At 65.4% G+C, this 15,017-nt stretch carries 12 protein-coding genes; 9 read left to right on the top strand and 3 right to left on the bottom strand.

All coding sequences use genetic code 11. The features are described 5' to 3' along the window. The first annotated feature begins 175 nt into the window (after positions 1 to 175). Genes JQ603_RS37545 through upp form a run of 3 tightly spaced genes read left to right on the top strand, consistent with a single transcriptional unit; the run spans position 176 to position 3,357 of the window. Positions 176 to 1,432 carry a GTP cyclohydrolase II gene (locus JQ603_RS37545; protein WP_212348571.1) on the top strand — a complete coding sequence of 419 codons (1,257 nt, stop codon included), beginning with the start codon at positions 176 to 178 and terminating at the stop codon, positions 1,430 to 1,432. Between the two features lie 5 nt (positions 1,433 to 1,437). Beyond that, positions 1,438 to 2,676 carry a URC4/urg3 family protein gene (locus tag JQ603_RS37550; RefSeq protein WP_212348574.1) on the top strand — a complete coding sequence of 413 codons (1,239 nt, stop codon included), beginning with the start codon at positions 1,438 to 1,440 and terminating at the stop codon, positions 2,674 to 2,676. A gap of 51 nt (positions 2,677 to 2,727) precedes the next feature. Further along, the gene (upp, locus tag JQ603_RS37555) at positions 2,728 to 3,357 is read left to right on the top strand and encodes a uracil phosphoribosyltransferase (protein ID WP_212348577.1); all 630 of its coding nucleotides are present in this window, start codon (positions 2,728 to 2,730) and stop codon (positions 3,355 to 3,357) included. Here the strand turns inward: upp and JQ603_RS37560 are convergent, their stop codons facing one another. Then, positions 3,358 to 4,470 (bottom strand): M48 family metallopeptidase, encoded by a 1,113-nt coding sequence (locus JQ603_RS37560; protein WP_212348580.1) that lies wholly within the window; start codon positions 4,468 to 4,470, stop codon positions 3,358 to 3,360. Between the two features lie 3 nt (positions 4,471 to 4,473). Then, entirely contained in the window at positions 4,474 to 5,628 is a 1,155-nt protein-coding gene (locus JQ603_RS37565; protein WP_433996675.1) for a YjgN family protein, read from the bottom strand. Positions 5,629 to 6,012: 384 nt separating this feature from the next. Between JQ603_RS37565 and JQ603_RS37570 the strand changes: the two genes are divergently transcribed. Both JQ603_RS37570 and JQ603_RS37575 read left to right on the top strand, forming a co-directional pair. Then, positions 6,013 to 7,278, top strand: a complete 1,266-nt coding sequence (locus tag JQ603_RS37570; RefSeq protein ID WP_212348583.1) for a cytochrome P450 — start codon at positions 6,013 to 6,015, stop codon at positions 7,276 to 7,278. A gap of 96 nt (positions 7,279 to 7,374) precedes the next feature. After that, a complete protein-coding gene (locus JQ603_RS37575; protein WP_212348585.1) occupies positions 7,375 to 8,649 on the top strand; it encodes a cytochrome P450 in 1,275 nt (424 codons plus the stop codon). Between the two features lie 226 nt (positions 8,650 to 8,875). On the opposite strand, the gene JQ603_RS37580 is transcribed toward JQ603_RS37575, so the two are convergent. After that, the gene (locus tag JQ603_RS37580) at positions 8,876 to 9,796 is read right to left on the bottom strand and encodes a LysR substrate-binding domain-containing protein (RefSeq protein ID WP_130362703.1); all 921 of its coding nucleotides are present in this window, start codon (positions 9,794 to 9,796) and stop codon (positions 8,876 to 8,878) included. Positions 9,797 to 9,921: 125 nt separating this feature from the next. On the opposite strand from JQ603_RS37580, the gene JQ603_RS37585 reads away from it, so the two are divergent. The 4 genes from JQ603_RS37585 to mdlC all read left to right on the top strand — a co-directional run bounded on the left by JQ603_RS37585 (position 9,922) and on the right by mdlC (position 14,829). Further along, positions 9,922 to 11,091: an acyl-CoA dehydrogenase family protein gene (locus JQ603_RS37585; RefSeq protein ID WP_212348589.1), complete on the top strand. Its 1,170-nt coding sequence runs from the start codon at positions 9,922 to 9,924 to the stop codon at positions 11,089 to 11,091. 9 nt (positions 11,092 to 11,100) lie between these two features. Beyond that, on the top strand, positions 11,101 to 12,198 hold the full coding sequence (locus JQ603_RS37590) for a CaiB/BaiF CoA transferase family protein (RefSeq protein ID WP_212348592.1): 1,098 nt from the start codon (positions 11,101 to 11,103) through the stop codon (positions 12,196 to 12,198). 14 nt (positions 12,199 to 12,212) lie between these two features. Further along, a complete protein-coding gene (locus JQ603_RS37595) occupies positions 12,213 to 13,064 on the top strand; it encodes an FAS1-like dehydratase domain-containing protein (protein WP_212348595.1) in 852 nt (283 codons plus the stop codon). A 142-nt stretch (positions 13,065 to 13,206) separates the two neighbouring features. Further along, a complete protein-coding gene (gene mdlC, locus JQ603_RS37600; RefSeq protein WP_212348598.1) occupies positions 13,207 to 14,829 on the top strand; it encodes a benzoylformate decarboxylase in 1,623 nt (540 codons plus the stop codon). Positions 14,830 to 15,017 lie beyond the last annotated feature (188 nt).

Consider the following 15,017-nt stretch of genomic DNA (forward strand, 5'->3'; position numbering starts at 1 on the left):
ATGACGAGAATTTGGCCGCGAGCGGCCCTGCCCGCGCAGCACGATTAACTTGTCTGTCGCGACTGACCGCTACAATATGTTGGATTGAGCTTGCGCCGCCGGTGCTCCGCACCCGCAACGCAAGCGAGCCAGGCCCGTCCGAGCGGCGGGCCGTTGGCTTTTTGGGAGCCTGGACATGAGCCGCGCGAACCGTACCGACCACATCCGCCTGACCTCCCATCCGGAGCCGGGCAGGAAGGCCGCCTTTCCGATCCATTGGGGCGCCACTGACGCGCGCACTCGCGGGCCGATCATCGGCACAGTGTCGCGCGCCGGGGATCGCAACGTGATCGGCAGCCATGGCGGCTCCTACGCGATGTACCGGGCGCTCGCCGTGTCCGCCGGCGCGCTCGATCCGATCCGGCGGCCCGACCTCACCAACACATTTCCTGCCGCGACCATCGGCCCGTTCGAGCAGTGGCGCGATCCCGCAAAGATCGTCGCGCTCGATCCCTGGGGGCATCTCGTCGCCGAAAACTTCCGCCAGGAGATCGCCGAAGGCGCCGACATCCGCCCGAGCATCGCGGTGACGCGGGCGCGGCTGGACCTGCCGGAGATCCGCGAGGCGCTGGCGGCAAAACGCCTGCGCGCCGACGGAGAGGTCGTGCACGCCAATGGCAGCGTCTCGGTGGTGAAGATCGCGATCGATCCGGTCTGGTACCTGCCCGGCCTTGCCGAACGTTTCGGCACCGGCGAGACCGAGCTGCGGCGCACGCTGTTCGAGCAGACCGCTGGCATGTTCCCGGAGCTCGTGACGCGCCCGGACATGAAGGTGTTCCTGCCGCCGATCGGCGGCACCACGGTCTATCTGTTCGGCGATGTGACAAAACTGCCCGACCATCGCACAAAAATCACCTGCCGCGTGCATGACGAGTGCAACGGCTCCGACGTGTTCGGCTCCGACATCTGCACCTGCCGGCCCTACCTCATCCACGGCATCGAGGAATCCGCGCGCGGTGCGCAGGAGGGCGGGCTCGGGCTCGTGGTCTATAATCGGAAAGAGGGCCGCGCGCTCGGCGAGGTCACCAAATTCCTCGTCTACAATGCGCGCAAGCGTCAGGAGGACGGTGACGCCGCCGCGGCCTATTTCGAGCGCACCGAATGCGTCGCCGGCGTCCAGGATGCGCGCTTCCAGCAGCTCATGCCGGATACCATCCACTGGCTCGGCTTGAAGCGCATCGACCGATTCCTGTCGATGAGCGACATGAAATACGACGCGCTGACCTCGCAAGGCATCGACATCGTCGAGCGCGTGCCGATCCCGCCGGAGCTGATCCCCGCCGACGCCTATGTCGAGATCGCCGCGAAGAAGGCCGCCGGCTATTACTCGGCCGACATCGCGCCGGAGAAGGACGTCAACGGCGTGGTCGGCCGCTCGCTGGAAAAATACTGATCGCGATGACGGAGAGTTTGGAACTGCAGGCGCGCACGATGCTCACCGCAAAAGCGGTGCGGGCGCGCGCCGGGCAGATGCTCGAGCTTGGCCTTGCCGGCGGGCTCACACATTTCACTGTTGATCTCGGCCGCATGGACGGCGTTGCCGATGCCGTGCTCGCGGTCACGCGAAAAGCCTATCCGACGCTGGATGTCCCCTTCCACGCTCGGTGGCGGCACTTTGTGCTTGGCGGCGTCGACCGCTGGGCGCGGCCTGCCGACGCCGCGTCATGGCCGGATCGCGCCGCGCGGGCGCGGGCCGAGTTCGACCTTGCGATCGTTTCCGTGCTGCTCGATGCCGGCGCCGGCGCTGCGTGGCGATACCGCGATGCCGTGACCGGCGAAGCCATCGGCCGCTCCGAAGGGCTTGCGATTGCGAGCCTCGACATGTTCGCGAGCGGCCTCTTCTCCGGCGATGCACACGCACCGTTCAGGGCCGATGCGGACGTGCTGGCAAAGCTGGCCCTCGCTTCCCTCACCTCCGCCTTTCAGGCGAGCGATGCCAATCCGCTGCTCGGACTCGAGGGACGCACCGACCTGCTGCGGCGCCTCGGCAAGCAGGTCTCGGAGCGTGCGGACGTGTTCGGCCTGCACGACACGCCGCGGCCGGGCGGGCTGTTCGATCACATCGCGGCGCAAGCCGTCGGCGGTGCCGTCGCCGCGCCCGCCATCCTGTCGGCGGTGCTGAACCAGCTCGGACCGATCTGGCCGTCGCGGCTCGAGCTCGCGGGCGTCCCGCTCGGCGATTGCTGGCGGCATCCGGCGATCAAGGCGGACGACGGCACGGCGGGCCTCGTTCCCCTGCACAAGCTGTCGCAATGGCTGAGCTATTCGCTGATCGAGCCGCTGCAGCGCGCCGGATTTGCCGTCACCGACATCGACGGGCTGACCGGCCTTGCCGAGTACCGCAATGGCGGCCTGTTCGTCGATCACGAGGTGCTGCGCTTGCGCGATGCCGCGGATGCCGAGCGCGCGCATGCAGTGGATTCCCTCCTCGTCGTGGAGTGGCGCGCGCTGACGGTGGCGCTGCTCGACAGGCTCGCCGAGCTGGTTCGCGCCAAGCTCGACCGCACGCGCGAGGCATTACCGCTCGCCAGCATTCTGGAAGGCGGCACCTGGGCCGCCGGCCGCGCCATTGCGTTTGCGCGCCGTCCCGATGGTTCGCCGCCGCTCAAGGTGATCAGCGACGGCACAGTTTTCTGACCGTCGTTGCCGCTCACACATTCGCTTGATGAATTTCAGGAGCAACCGATCATGGAAGGCGTCACGATCGTCGATCATCCGCTGGTGCAGCACAAGCTGACGCTGGTGCGGGACAAATCCATCTCGACCAAGTCGTTTCGCGAGCTGATCAAGGAGATCGGCATGCTCCTGTGCTACGAGGTGACGCGCGACCTGCCGCTCGCGGACACCGTCATCGAGACGCCGCTGGCGACGATGCACTCGGCCAAGATCGCCGGCAAGAAGCTGGTGTTCGTGCCGATGCTGCGCGCCGGCACCACCTTCGTCGACGGCATGATGGACCTGGTGCCGACCGCGCGCGTCGCGCATATCGGGCTCTACCGCGAGCCGGAGAGCTTTGCCGCGGTCGAATATTTCTTCAAATCGCCGTCCGACCTCGGCGAGCGCCTCGCCATCGTGGTGACGCCTGTGGTCGCGACCGCCAACACGGCCGTCGCCGCCATCGACCGCCTGAAGGAGCGCGGCGCCAGGGACATTCGCCTCGCCTGCCTGATCGCAGCGCCCGAAGGCCTCGAGCGGCTGCGCGGGCTGCATCCTGATGTGCCGATCTGGACCGCTGCGGTCGACGAGGGCCTCGACGAGAACGGTTTTATTCTCCCGGGCCTCGGCGATGCCGGCGATCGCGCTTACGGGACCCGATAGCTAAACCTTCCCGCTGCCGCAGATCAGCTTCAGCGCGTGCCACTCCTTGTCGGTCAGCAGCGGAGGGCCGCTGACAGGACGATCTTCCTTCGTCATGCGGGCGAGGCGGTCCTCGGTCAGCGGATGGCTGGCGAGGATATTCGTCAGACCGGAGCCGCCTTCCTTGCCGGTGATGCGGAACATCAGCTCGGCCGCAGGCTTCGGCGAGCGGCCGAGCTTGTGCATGATCTCGATCGCGAACGTATCCGCAGCGGTCTCGGCCTCGCGCGAATAGGAAGCCTCGACCACGCTACGCGAGGCGAAGATCACCGCGGATGAGCCGGTGACGTCGCCGAACAACAGGCCAATCAGGAACGACGTGCCGCCGTTGTAGATCAGCCCGCGCATGTTGTCGTGATGCTTGAGATGACCGAGCTCGTGAGCGAGGATGCCCGCGATCTCGTCAGGGCTTTCCGCCTTGTCGAGCAAGCCCTTCAGCACGAACACCTTGCCGCCGGGCAGCGCGAACGCGTTCGGCACCGCGGTCGGCAGCACGCCCGCGGTCATGGAATCGTCTTCGAGGCCGGCGGCATCGCGCAGGCGGTTGACGAGCTTGGTGAAGGCGGCCTTGCCCGCGGGATCCTCGCAGACGCTGCGGCCAAAAATGGTCTTCATCTGCACTTCGGCGGCATCGCCAATGCGCCGTTCGACCGGCTTCGGCACCAGCGGCGCGAGACGGTCGGCGGCGAGCGGCACGCCGAACAGCACGACGCAGACGATGGAGACGGCAGCCGCCACCGACCAGCCGACGATCTTGGCGATACCGCGGCGCGAGGTCTGGTGCTCGTCGAGACGGGGGCAGCGGGCGATCACATCCGCCGCGAGCGCGGCATCGCGGATCTCGAGCCGTGCCAGCGGCGGCGCAGCGGTGCAGGCGAGACGCAGCAGACCGGCCGGACTGTCGGCGCGGCGGATATCGGCATAGGCCCAGCGCGCGGGCGTTCCGCCCTCCTCGACGATCTCGAGCGTCTCGCCGAGCGTCAGCGTCACGTGCCGCCTGCGACTGGATACGCCGTCGAAGAAGATGGTCGGCTTGGCCGGTTGCGCCGGGGCCTCGGTAGACAACTCACTCACAGCTCAGAATCCCGCGACATCGAGCCCGTCGGCAAAGCCTTCGCCGAGCGCGCTGGCCAGTTCGCCACTGCCGCGCACGTCCGCAGCGGCCGCGATGTTGTGCACCTCGACGGTCTCCAGCACCTTGGCCCAGAGATCACGCTGAAGATAGACGCGCATCACGATGTTGATGGCAAGGGCGACCGCGAAGTAACCGATGACCATGATCACCAGCATCGGGATGCTCTTGGCGGGATCGCCGGGCCCGAACAGCTGCTCGGCCGAAAGGCCGCTCAGCTGGACGACGAGCGCGGTGGCGCCTCCGAGATAGGCGCCGAAGATCATCGAGAGCAGCACCCACCAGCCGATCACCTTCCAGTACAGGCCGTAGAACGCGTTGTGCGGCAATTCCGAGGACAGGCTGACGCCGCCGATGCGGATGCCGTCCAGCCACCAGCGCCACTCGCGCGCCTTGAACTCGGCATAGAAGAACGGCGCGAGCGGAAAGATGATCAGCGCGATCGGGCTGAGCAGCCACAGCCACCAGCCGCGCTTGAAGAAGGTCCAGCCGTTGCCTTCGAAATCGCCGCGCAAATCGCCGTAATGGGTGTGCCGCATCTTGTAACGTTCGAGTGACGCCTCGCGCCAGGGCAGCGCCAGGCCGAGGGTCAAGAACACCAGGAGGCCCCACGCCATGGCGCGGACCGCATAGGCCCAGCCGGAGCCGTCCATCCAGAACCGCACGCCGCGCCAGACCGTGCGCGTCAGGCGATAGCGCCGCGCGCGAAAGATCGCGAACTGGCCGAAGGCGTAGAAGCTGATGAACAGCGGCGTCGAGGCAAACCCCTGCCAGCGCTCGAACTCGATGCCGATGAGGAAGTAGGCGAGATAAATCGGCACCAGGATCGCGAGCGCGAACAGGAAGCCGACCAGGAGCTCCTTGCCGCGGCCGGTATATTCGGCGGCGTCGCCGTCGATCGCGGTATGCGTCCACAGATGACGCCGGATGTCGGTGACCAGCCAGAACCGGTAGAAGCCGAAGGTGACGAGCTCCAGCATGGCACCCTTGGTGACCATTTTGCGGAACTCGGAGCGGTCGCCGCTGAAGTCCACGCGCGTCGGCGGCAGCGGCGGCGGGACCGGTTCGGAGCCAATGGGGGCCCATTGCATGTCGTTCACGGCGGCAACCTCGGGGTGCGGACCTGTCGGGGGCAAACTTATAGATCAGAGATTGGTCGATCCCCAAGATGGGCGGGTTCGATTTACCCCGATTCCAGGTCGATTTCTTGCATGATTTCATGACGAACGGCGTGCGGCAGGTCACGCTGGCGGATGTCCCGTAGCCCGGATGGAGCGCAAGCGTAATCCGGGTTTCGAGCCACCATTGGCACTGTCCCGGATTTCGCTTCGCTCCATCCGGGCTACGCTCCCGCCCTCTCGCAAGGGTTGGATGTGGCAAAACTCTCCCTTGCTCCGGCGCAGACAACCGGCTGTAATTGCAAATCAAATACCGCAGCGCAGAATTCAAAAAAGACGCGCGGAGGAATGCCAGGGAGAACGGTCATGCATGGGACCATGGAGAGCGCGTCCAAGCTCGACGCACTTCGCGAGCGCGCGTCGACATTGCCGCTGGAGCAGTTCGATCCGGGCGATCCGGAGCTGTTCAGGACCGATACGTTCTGGCCGTATTTCGATCGCCTGCGCCGGGAAGATCCCGTGCACTACTGCAAGGACTCGATGTTCGGGCCGTACTGGTCGGTGACGCGCTACAACGACATCATGGAGATCGAGACCAACCATTCGGTGTTCTCCTCCGCTTCCGCGCTCGGCGGCATCACCATCCGCGACATCGATCCGGATCTACGCCGCGAGAGTTTCATCTCGATGGATCCGCCGCGCCACGCCGCCCAGCGCAAGACCGTGGCGCCGATGTTCACGCCGACGCATCTGGACAATCTCGCGCTCAACATCCGCAAGCGCTCGGCCGAGTGCCTGGACAATCTTCCCCGCGGCGAGATGTTCGACTGGGTCGACCGCGTCTCGATCGAGCTCACCACGCAGATGCTCGCGGTGCTGTTCGACTTCCCCTGGGAGGACCGCCGCAAGCTGACGCGCTGGTCGGATATCGCCACCACCATTCCCGGTCCCGACGGCCTCGTCGCCACCGAGGACGAGCGGCAGGCCGAGCTGACGGAATGCGCGGGCTATTTTGCCCGCCTCTGGAAGGAGCGCATCGAACAGCCGCCGAAGAGCGACCTCCTGTCGATGATGGCGCATGGCGCCGCGACGCGTGACATGGACGCCAAGAACTTCCTCGGCAATCTCGTCCTCTTGATCGTCGGCGGCAACGACACCACGCGCAACACCATGTCGGGCTCGCTTCTCGCGCTGAGCCAGCATCCGGAGCAGTATCGCAAGCTGCGCGAAAACCCTGCCTTGCTCGACAGCTTCGTCCCCGAAGTGATCCGCTGGCAGACGCCGCTGGCGCATATGCGCCGCACCGCGCTCTCCGACTTCGAGTTCCGCGGCAAGCAGATCAAGAAAGGTGACAAGGTCGTGATGTGGTACGTCTCCGGCAACCGGGACGAAGAGGCGATCGAGAAACCTTACGATTTCATCATCGACCGCGCGCGGCCGCGCACGCATCTCTCCTTCGGCTTCGGCATCCACCGCTGCGTGGGCCTCAGGCTTGCTGAACTCCAGCTCAAGATTATTTGGGAGGAGATCCTCAAGCGTTTCGACCATATTGACGTGGTCGGCGAACCCAAGCGGGTCTATTCGAGTTTCGTGAAGGGGCTTGAGGCGTTGCCGGTGAAGATTGCGGCGTAAACGAAGAACTCCCCCTCTCCCCGCATCCGCCTTCGCTGAAGCTACGGCGTGACAGGGCGGAGAGAGGCGAAGGAAGCACCAACTGGAGCCACGACCATGAACATCCAAGCACCGGTTAAAGTGGACAGGGCCGAACGCATGCGCAGGGCGCGCGAGGAAGCCTATGCGACGCCGCTGTCGCAATTCCATCCGGGCGCCCCACGGTTGTTCCAGGACGACACGCTGTGGCCATGGTTCGAGCGGCTGCGCAAGGAAGAGCCGGTACATTACTGCACCAACGCGCCAATCGAGCCGTACTGGTCGGTGGTGAAATACAACGACATCATGCATGTCGACACCAACCACGGCATCTTCTCGTCGGACTCCACGCTCGGCGGCATCTCGATCCGCGACGTGCCGGAAGGCTACGACTATCCGAGCTTCATCGCGATGGACCAGCCCCGGCATTCGGCACAACGCAAGACGGTGTCGCCGATGTTCACGCCGACACACCTTGACGAGCTGGCAAAGCTGATCCGCCAGCGTTCGCAGACCGTGCTGGACAATCTGCCGCGCAACGAGACCTTCAATTTCGTCGAACGCGTCTCGATCGAATTGACCACGCAGATGCTGGCGACCCTGTTCGACTTCCCCTGGGAGGAACGGCGCAAGCTGACGCGCTGGTCCGACGTCTCCACCGCACTCCCCAAGAGCGGCATCGTCGCCTCGGCCGAGGAACGCCGCCGCGAGATGGACGAATGCTACGCCTACATGTCCAAGCTCTGGAACGAGCGCGTCAACTCCGCGCCGCGCAACGACCTCTTGTCGCTGATGGCCCATAACGACGCCACACGGCACATGGACCCCGACAACCTCATGGGCAACATCATCCTGCTCATCGTCGGCGGCAACGACACCACGCGCAACACCATGACCGGCTCGGTGCTGGCGCTGAACGAGAACCCGGAGCAGTACGACAAGCTCCGCGCCAACCCTGAAATGATCGATTCCATGGTGCCCGAGGTGATCCGCTGGCAGACGCCGCTCGCGCATATGCGGCGCACCGCGCTTGCCGATACCGAAATCGGCGGCAAGCACATCAAGAAGGGCGACCGCGTCGTGATGTGGTACGTCTCGGGCAACCGCGACGACGAGATGTTCGAGAACCCCAACGAGTTCATCATCGACCGCCCGCGCCCGCGCACCCACCTCTCCTTCGGCTTCGGCATCCATCGCTGCGTCGGCATGCGCCTCGCCGAGCTGCAGTTGCGGATCGTCTGGGAGGAGATGCTGAAGCGGTTCGACCGCATCGAGGTGGTCGGCGAGCCCAAGCGGATCTATTCGAGCTTTATCAAGGGGTATGAGTCACTGCCGGTGAGGATTCCGGCCTGAGACGAGGACGCGCGGCGCGCCCAACTTTGTCCCCTCACCCTGAGGAGCCTGCGCAGCAGGCGTCTCGAAGGGCGAGGCCACCGGCCGGGCCTTCATCCTTCGAGACGCGCGCAAGAGCGCGCTCCTCAGGATGAGGAACTGGCACCTCCAGCTATAAAATTCCGGCATGACAGATCGCGCCAGATGCGAAGGCAAGATGGCGCGCGACTGTTCTACGACACAGCATCTAACTCAACTTGATGTCCCACACGCCTTCCTTGCGGCAGGCGGCGACCTCCTCGCGCAGGAGTGCGGTGATGGCGAGCGAGGCCGTCGAGGCCGGGCGGTCGATTGGAGAAGCGAAAATGAGCTCGCGCGTCATCGGCTTGGACACGGCGGTGGTTTCCAGCCGCCCCTCCGCGACCTCGCCGTGGACCGACGAGGGCGGCAGCAGCGCGAAGCCGAGGCCCTCCTCGACGAGGCTGGTCAGCACGCGGAAGGAATCCGCTTCCAGCTGGACGTCGAGCTTGATCTTGCGCTGGGCGGCGGCGTGCTCGATCAGCGCGCGGAGGCCGTGGGAATGACTGGGCAGCACCAGGCGTTGCCGCAGCAGCCAGCCGATGTCGACGTTCTTCTTGCGCGCGAGCCCGCAGCCGCGCGGGCCGACGGCGACGATGTTGTCGCGGCCGAGGCTCTGCACATTGAGGTGCAGATCGGCCGAGCGGCCGTAGAGGATGGCGAGATCCATCTCGCCGCGATGCAGCCATTCGACCAGATGGCCGCTGTAGCTCTCGACAATGCGCAGCGAGATGCCGGGAAACTTTTCGACGCAGCGCCGCGCAAAGCGCGCCGACAGCACGCAGCTCACGGTCGGAACCAGGCCGAGCACGACCTGGCCGGACGGCGGCCCCTTGGCGGACTGGATGTCGTCGCGGATCTGATCGATCTGCCGCACGATGCCGGAGGTGCGCGCGAGCAAAAGACGCCCGGCCTCGGTCAGCACCATGCCGCGGCCGTTGCGGGTGAACAGCTCGGTGCGCAGCTCGTGTTCCAGCAGCTTGATCTGCCTGGACAGCGCCGGCTGCGCCACGCGCAGCGTGTCGGAAGCCTTGGAGAGGCTGCCGAGCTCCGCCACGCAACTGAAGGTCCTGAGCTGCCGGAAATCCATGCTTGCCAATCCTGGAAGGCTACTTCATACGCTATAACAAATGAGCATAGGGGGCGGGCGTTGTTTTCACAACGCCTGAGGATCGGCCGGCGTTATCTTAACTGCCGCTAGATACGGGAAACGCCATGAGTGAAGAACACCACACCGAAGATCACGCCGACATCCGCGAAGCCGTCGCCAAGCTCTGTGCGCAGTTTCCCGGCGAATACTGGCGCAAGCTCGATCGCGAGATGGCCTATCCCAAGGCCTTCGTCGATGCGCTGACCGAGGCCGGTTATCTCTCGGTGCTGATCCCCGAGGAATATGGCGGCGCGGGGCTGAAACTGTCCGCCGCGGCGGCGATCCTGGAAGAGATCCAGCGCGCGGGCTGCAACGGCGGCGGCTGCCACGCCCAGATGTACACGATGGGCACGGTGCTGCGGCACGGCAATGCCGAGCAGAAGGCAAAATACCTGCCGAAGATCGCGAGCGGCGAATTGCGCCTGCAGGCGTTCGGCGTCACCGAGCCGACCAGCGGCACCGATACCTCCTCGCTGAAGACCTTTGCGCGCAAGGAAGGCAACGACAGCTATATCGTCAACGGCCAGAAGATCTGGACCAGCCGCGCCGAGCATTCCGATCTGATGGTGCTGCTGGCGCGCACTACGCCGAAGGAGCAGGCCAAGAAGCGCACGGATGGTCTCTCCGTCTTCATCGTCGACATGCGCGAGGCCAAGAACAATGGCCTGGAGATCCGCCCCATCCGCACCATGATGAACCACGCCACCACCGAAGTGTTCTTCACCGACATGAAGGTGCCGGCGGAGAATCTGATCGGCGAGGAAGGCAAGGGCTTTCGCTACATCCTCTCCGGCATGAATGCCGAGCGTATCCTGATCGCGGCCGAATGCATTGGCGACGCCAAATGGTTCATTGCCAAGGCGACGAACTACGCCAAGGAGCGCAGCGTTTTCGGTCGTCCCATCGGCCAGAATCAGGGCATCCAGTTCCCGATCGCGAAGGCCTACGCGTCGATGCGCGCGGCCGAATTGATGGTGAAGGAAGCGACGCGCAAATACGAGGCCGGGCTCGACTGCGGCGCCGAGGCCAACATGGCCAAGATGCTCGCGGCGGACGCGTCCTGGGAGGCGGCGAATGCCTGCATCCAGACCCATGGCGGCTTTGGCTTTGCCGAGGAATACGACGTCGAGCGCAAGTTCCGCGAGACTCGGCTCTATCAGGTGGCGCCGATCTCGACCAACCTCGTGCTGTCTTTCGTCGCCGAGCATGTGCTCGGCATGCCGCGCTCGTACTGAGGTTGCGCTATGGGAGCACTTGACGGGATCAGGGTGATTGCGGTCGAGCAGGCGGTGGCGGCGCCGTTCTGCTCCTCGCGCCTTGCGGATGCCGGCGCGGAGGTGATCAAGATCGAGCGGCCCGAAGGCGATTTCGCCCGCGGCTATGACGCGGCAGCCAAGGGCCAGAGCAGCTATTTTGTGTGGCTCAACCGCGGCAAGCAATCGGCGATCGTCGATCTCGCGACGAAGGAAGGTTGCGCCGAACTCGAAAAACTGATCGCGAGCGCGGACGTGCTCATTCAGAATCTCAAGCCGGGCTCAATGGACAAGCTCGGTTTTTCGCGCGAGCGGCTCTTGAAGGACTATCCGAAGCTGATCTCGTGCACGATCACGGGCTATGGCGACGAAGGCCCTTACGCCCATCGCAAGGCCTATGACTTGCTCATCCAGGCCGAGAGCGGCCTTGCCTCGATCACCGGCAATCCCGATGGCGCCTCGCGCGTCGGCATGTCGATCGTGGATGTTGCGACAGGCGCGACCGCGCACGCGGCAATCCTGGAAGCGCTGATCGGGCGCGGGCGCACCGGCAAAGGCGCCGACATCCGCATCTCAATGTTCGACGTGATGGCGGACTGGTGCACCGTGCCGCTGCTCAATGCAGAGGCCGGCAATCCGCCGAAGCGCATGGGCCTGCGCCATCCCTCGATCGCGCCCTACGGCGTGTTCACCTCGCAGGACGGCAAGGACATATTGATCTCGATCCAGAGCGAGCGGGAGTGGAAGACGCTGTGCGCGAAGGTGCTGGATCAGCCGGATCTGCCTAGCGATCCCCGCGTCGCCAACATGGTCGAGCGGGTACGCAACCGCGACTTCACCGACAAGACGGTGGCGGACATCTTCGGCAGGATGACGCGCGACGAGCTGCTCAAGCGGCTATCCGATGCCGACATCGCCTTTGCCGAGGTCAACACCATGGCCGACCTCACCAGCCATCCGCATCTGCGCCGCATCGAGGTCGACACGCCGAACGGCCGCGTCAGCTATCCCGCGCCGGCGCCGATCATCGTCGGCGAGGCGCGCAGCTATGGCGCCGTGCCCGCGATCGGCGAAAATCCCAAGAAGTAACAGAGCGAGGCGTCATGACCGAGAAGCTCGACATCGATCACTTGCGGCAATGGATCGGCCGCAGCGCGGAGGCCACCGACATCGTCACCGCGCAGCTCGTCATGGGCCTGCGCGCGACGCTGTTCCAGGACGTGGGCGAACCCAAAAACGGCGACGCCGCGCCGTTCACGGTGCACTGGTGCCTGGCGCAGCCGGTGTTCCCGATGTCGATGCTGGGACCCGACGGCCACCCGACCCGCGGCGGCTTCCTGCCGCCGGTGCCGCTGCCGCGCCGGATGTGGGCCGGCGGCGAGATCGAGTTCTTGCAACCGCTGCAGGTCGGCGATGAATCGACGCGGACCTCGCGCATTGCCGACGTGCAGGTGAAGACGGGATCGACCGGCACGCTGTGCTTCGTCTCGGTCGAGCACAGCATCTCCAGTCCACGCGGCGTCGCCATCCGCGAGCGGCAGGACATCGTCTATCGCGAGATGACGAGCAGCGCGCCCACTGGCGCCAAGGCGCCGCCTCCACCGCCGAAGGCCCAGCACCGCGAGACCCATGTCTCCGATCCCGTGCTGCTGTTTCGCTATTCCGCGCTGACCTTCAACAGCCACCGCATCCATTACGACCGCGACTACGTGACCAAGGTCGAGGGTTATCCGGGCCTGATCTTCCACGGGCCGTTGCAGGCCGCGCTCATCATCGAGATGGCGGCGAAGCTGCACGGCGGCAAGGCGCCGAAGAAGTTCACCTATCGCGGGCTGCAGCCGCTGTTCGAGGGCACCGAGTTCTCCGTCAACGCCAATGACAGCGGCGAGAGCATGGAGCTGTGGACCGCGAACGCGGAAGGGCAGCCGACGATGAAGGGCACGGCGGTGTGGTGAGCCACCGCTGCTAGACCCTCACCCTGAGGAGCGCGCTCTTCGCGCGCGTCTCGAAGGGCGAGGCCACCAGCCGGGCCTTCATCCTTCGAGACGCGCGAAGACGCGCTCCTCAGGATGAGGAATTGAGAAGGGGACGGAAACCATGGCGAAGAACGGCAAGACCGGCAGCAAGTCCGTCACCGTGAAGCAGGCAACGCTCGACCTGCTGCGCGCCTTCGGCATCGACAGGGTGTTCGGCAACCCTGGTTCGACCGAGCTACCGTTCCTGAGCGACTGGCCCGACGACATCGACTACGTGCTGGCGCTGCAAGAGGCCTCGGCGGTCGGCATGGCCGACGGCTATGCGCAAGCGACGCGGAATGCCGGCTTCGTCAATCTGCATTCGGCGGCCGGCGTCGGGAATGCGCTCGGCAACATCTACACTGCACACCGCAACCAGACGCCGCTGGTGATCACCGCGGGCCAGCAGGCGCGCTCGATCCTGCCCTTGCAGGCATTCCTCTATGCCGAGCGCGCGTCGGAATTTCCGCGGCCTTACGTCAAATACAGCGTCGAGCCGGCGCGGCCCGAGGACGTGCCGGCCGCGATCGCGCGCGCCTATTACACCGCGATGCAGCCGCCGTGCGGGCCGACCTTCGTGTCGATCCCGATCGACGACTGGGCTCATGCAACCGTGCCGGTCGAGGCGCGCAAGGTCAGCCGCGAGATCGGGCCTGAGCTTGACCCGATGAAGGCGCTGGTTGCCGCGCTCGGTTCCGCCAAGCACCCTGCCCTCGTCGTCGGCCCCGGCGTCGACCGCGCCGGCGCGGTCGACCTGATGGTGCGCGTGGCCGAGAAGGCCAAGGCCAGCATCTGGGTCAGCCCGTTCTCGGCGCGCTGCTCGTTCCCCGAGCGGCATCCGCAATTCGCGGGCTTTTTGCATGCCTCGCCCGCGCAGCTGTCCGACGCACTGCGCGAGCATGACCTCGTCGTCGTCATCGGCGCGCCGGTGTTCACCTTCCACGTCGAGGGCCATGCCGCGATCTTTGACGGCGGCGCGACGATCTTCCAGATCACGGATGATCCGGATGCCGCGGCGGTGACGCCCGTCGGCACCAGCATCATCGCGACGATGAAGCCGGCACTGAGCCTGCTGCTTGACCTCCTCCCTGAGAGCAAACGCGCCACGCCCAAAGGTCGCACGCTGCCGCCGGCGCCGCAGGCCGCCGATCCGCTGCCGGTCGAATTCCTGCTGCATTCGCTGTCGCAGTCGATGCCTGACGGCGCATCGCTGGTCGAGGAAGTGCCCTCGCATCGACCGGCGATGCAGAAATTCCTGCCCATGCGCGGCCAGGACAGCTTCTACACCATGGCGAGCGGCGGCCTCGGCTACTCCCTGCCCGCCGCCGTCGGCATGGCGCTGGGCAAGCCAAAGAGCCGCACGGTCTGCCTGATCGGCGACGGCTCGGCGATGTATTCGATCCAGGCGCTATGGACGGCGGCGCAGCGCAAGCTGCCGCTGACCGTGGTCGTCATCAACAATTCCGGCTACGGCGCCATGCGCTCGTTCAGCCAGGTGATGCAGGTGCGGAACGTGCCGGGGCTGGAGCTGCCGGGCATCGATTTCGTGAAGATCGCCGAAGGCATGGGATGTCACGCGGTGCGCGTGAGCAAGGCCGCGGAGCTGGGCGAAGCGCTGAAGCGCGGGATGGCGTTCGAGGGCACGAGCCTGGTGGAGGTCGTCGTGGATTCCGCGGTGCCGGTGCTGTACGGACAGAAGCATTGAGTTGTCGTCCCGGCGAAGGCCGGGACCCATACCGCGTGATCTATCGGTCCTAGCGCAGGTGCTAGTACCGATAGGTCAATAGCGACCGGTCTTCGCCAAACTTCTCCCTGGGGTTATGGGTCCCCTGAGTTCACAAACGAAGTGCAACACTTCCTGGAGGAGGTGTTGCCATGGGGCGGAGTTACGAG

The sequence above is a fragment of the Bradyrhizobium liaoningense genome (assembly GCF_018130825.1).
In the GTDB taxonomy this organism is placed as follows: Bacteria; Pseudomonadota; Alphaproteobacteria; order Rhizobiales; family Xanthobacteraceae; genus Bradyrhizobium; species Bradyrhizobium liaoningense_B.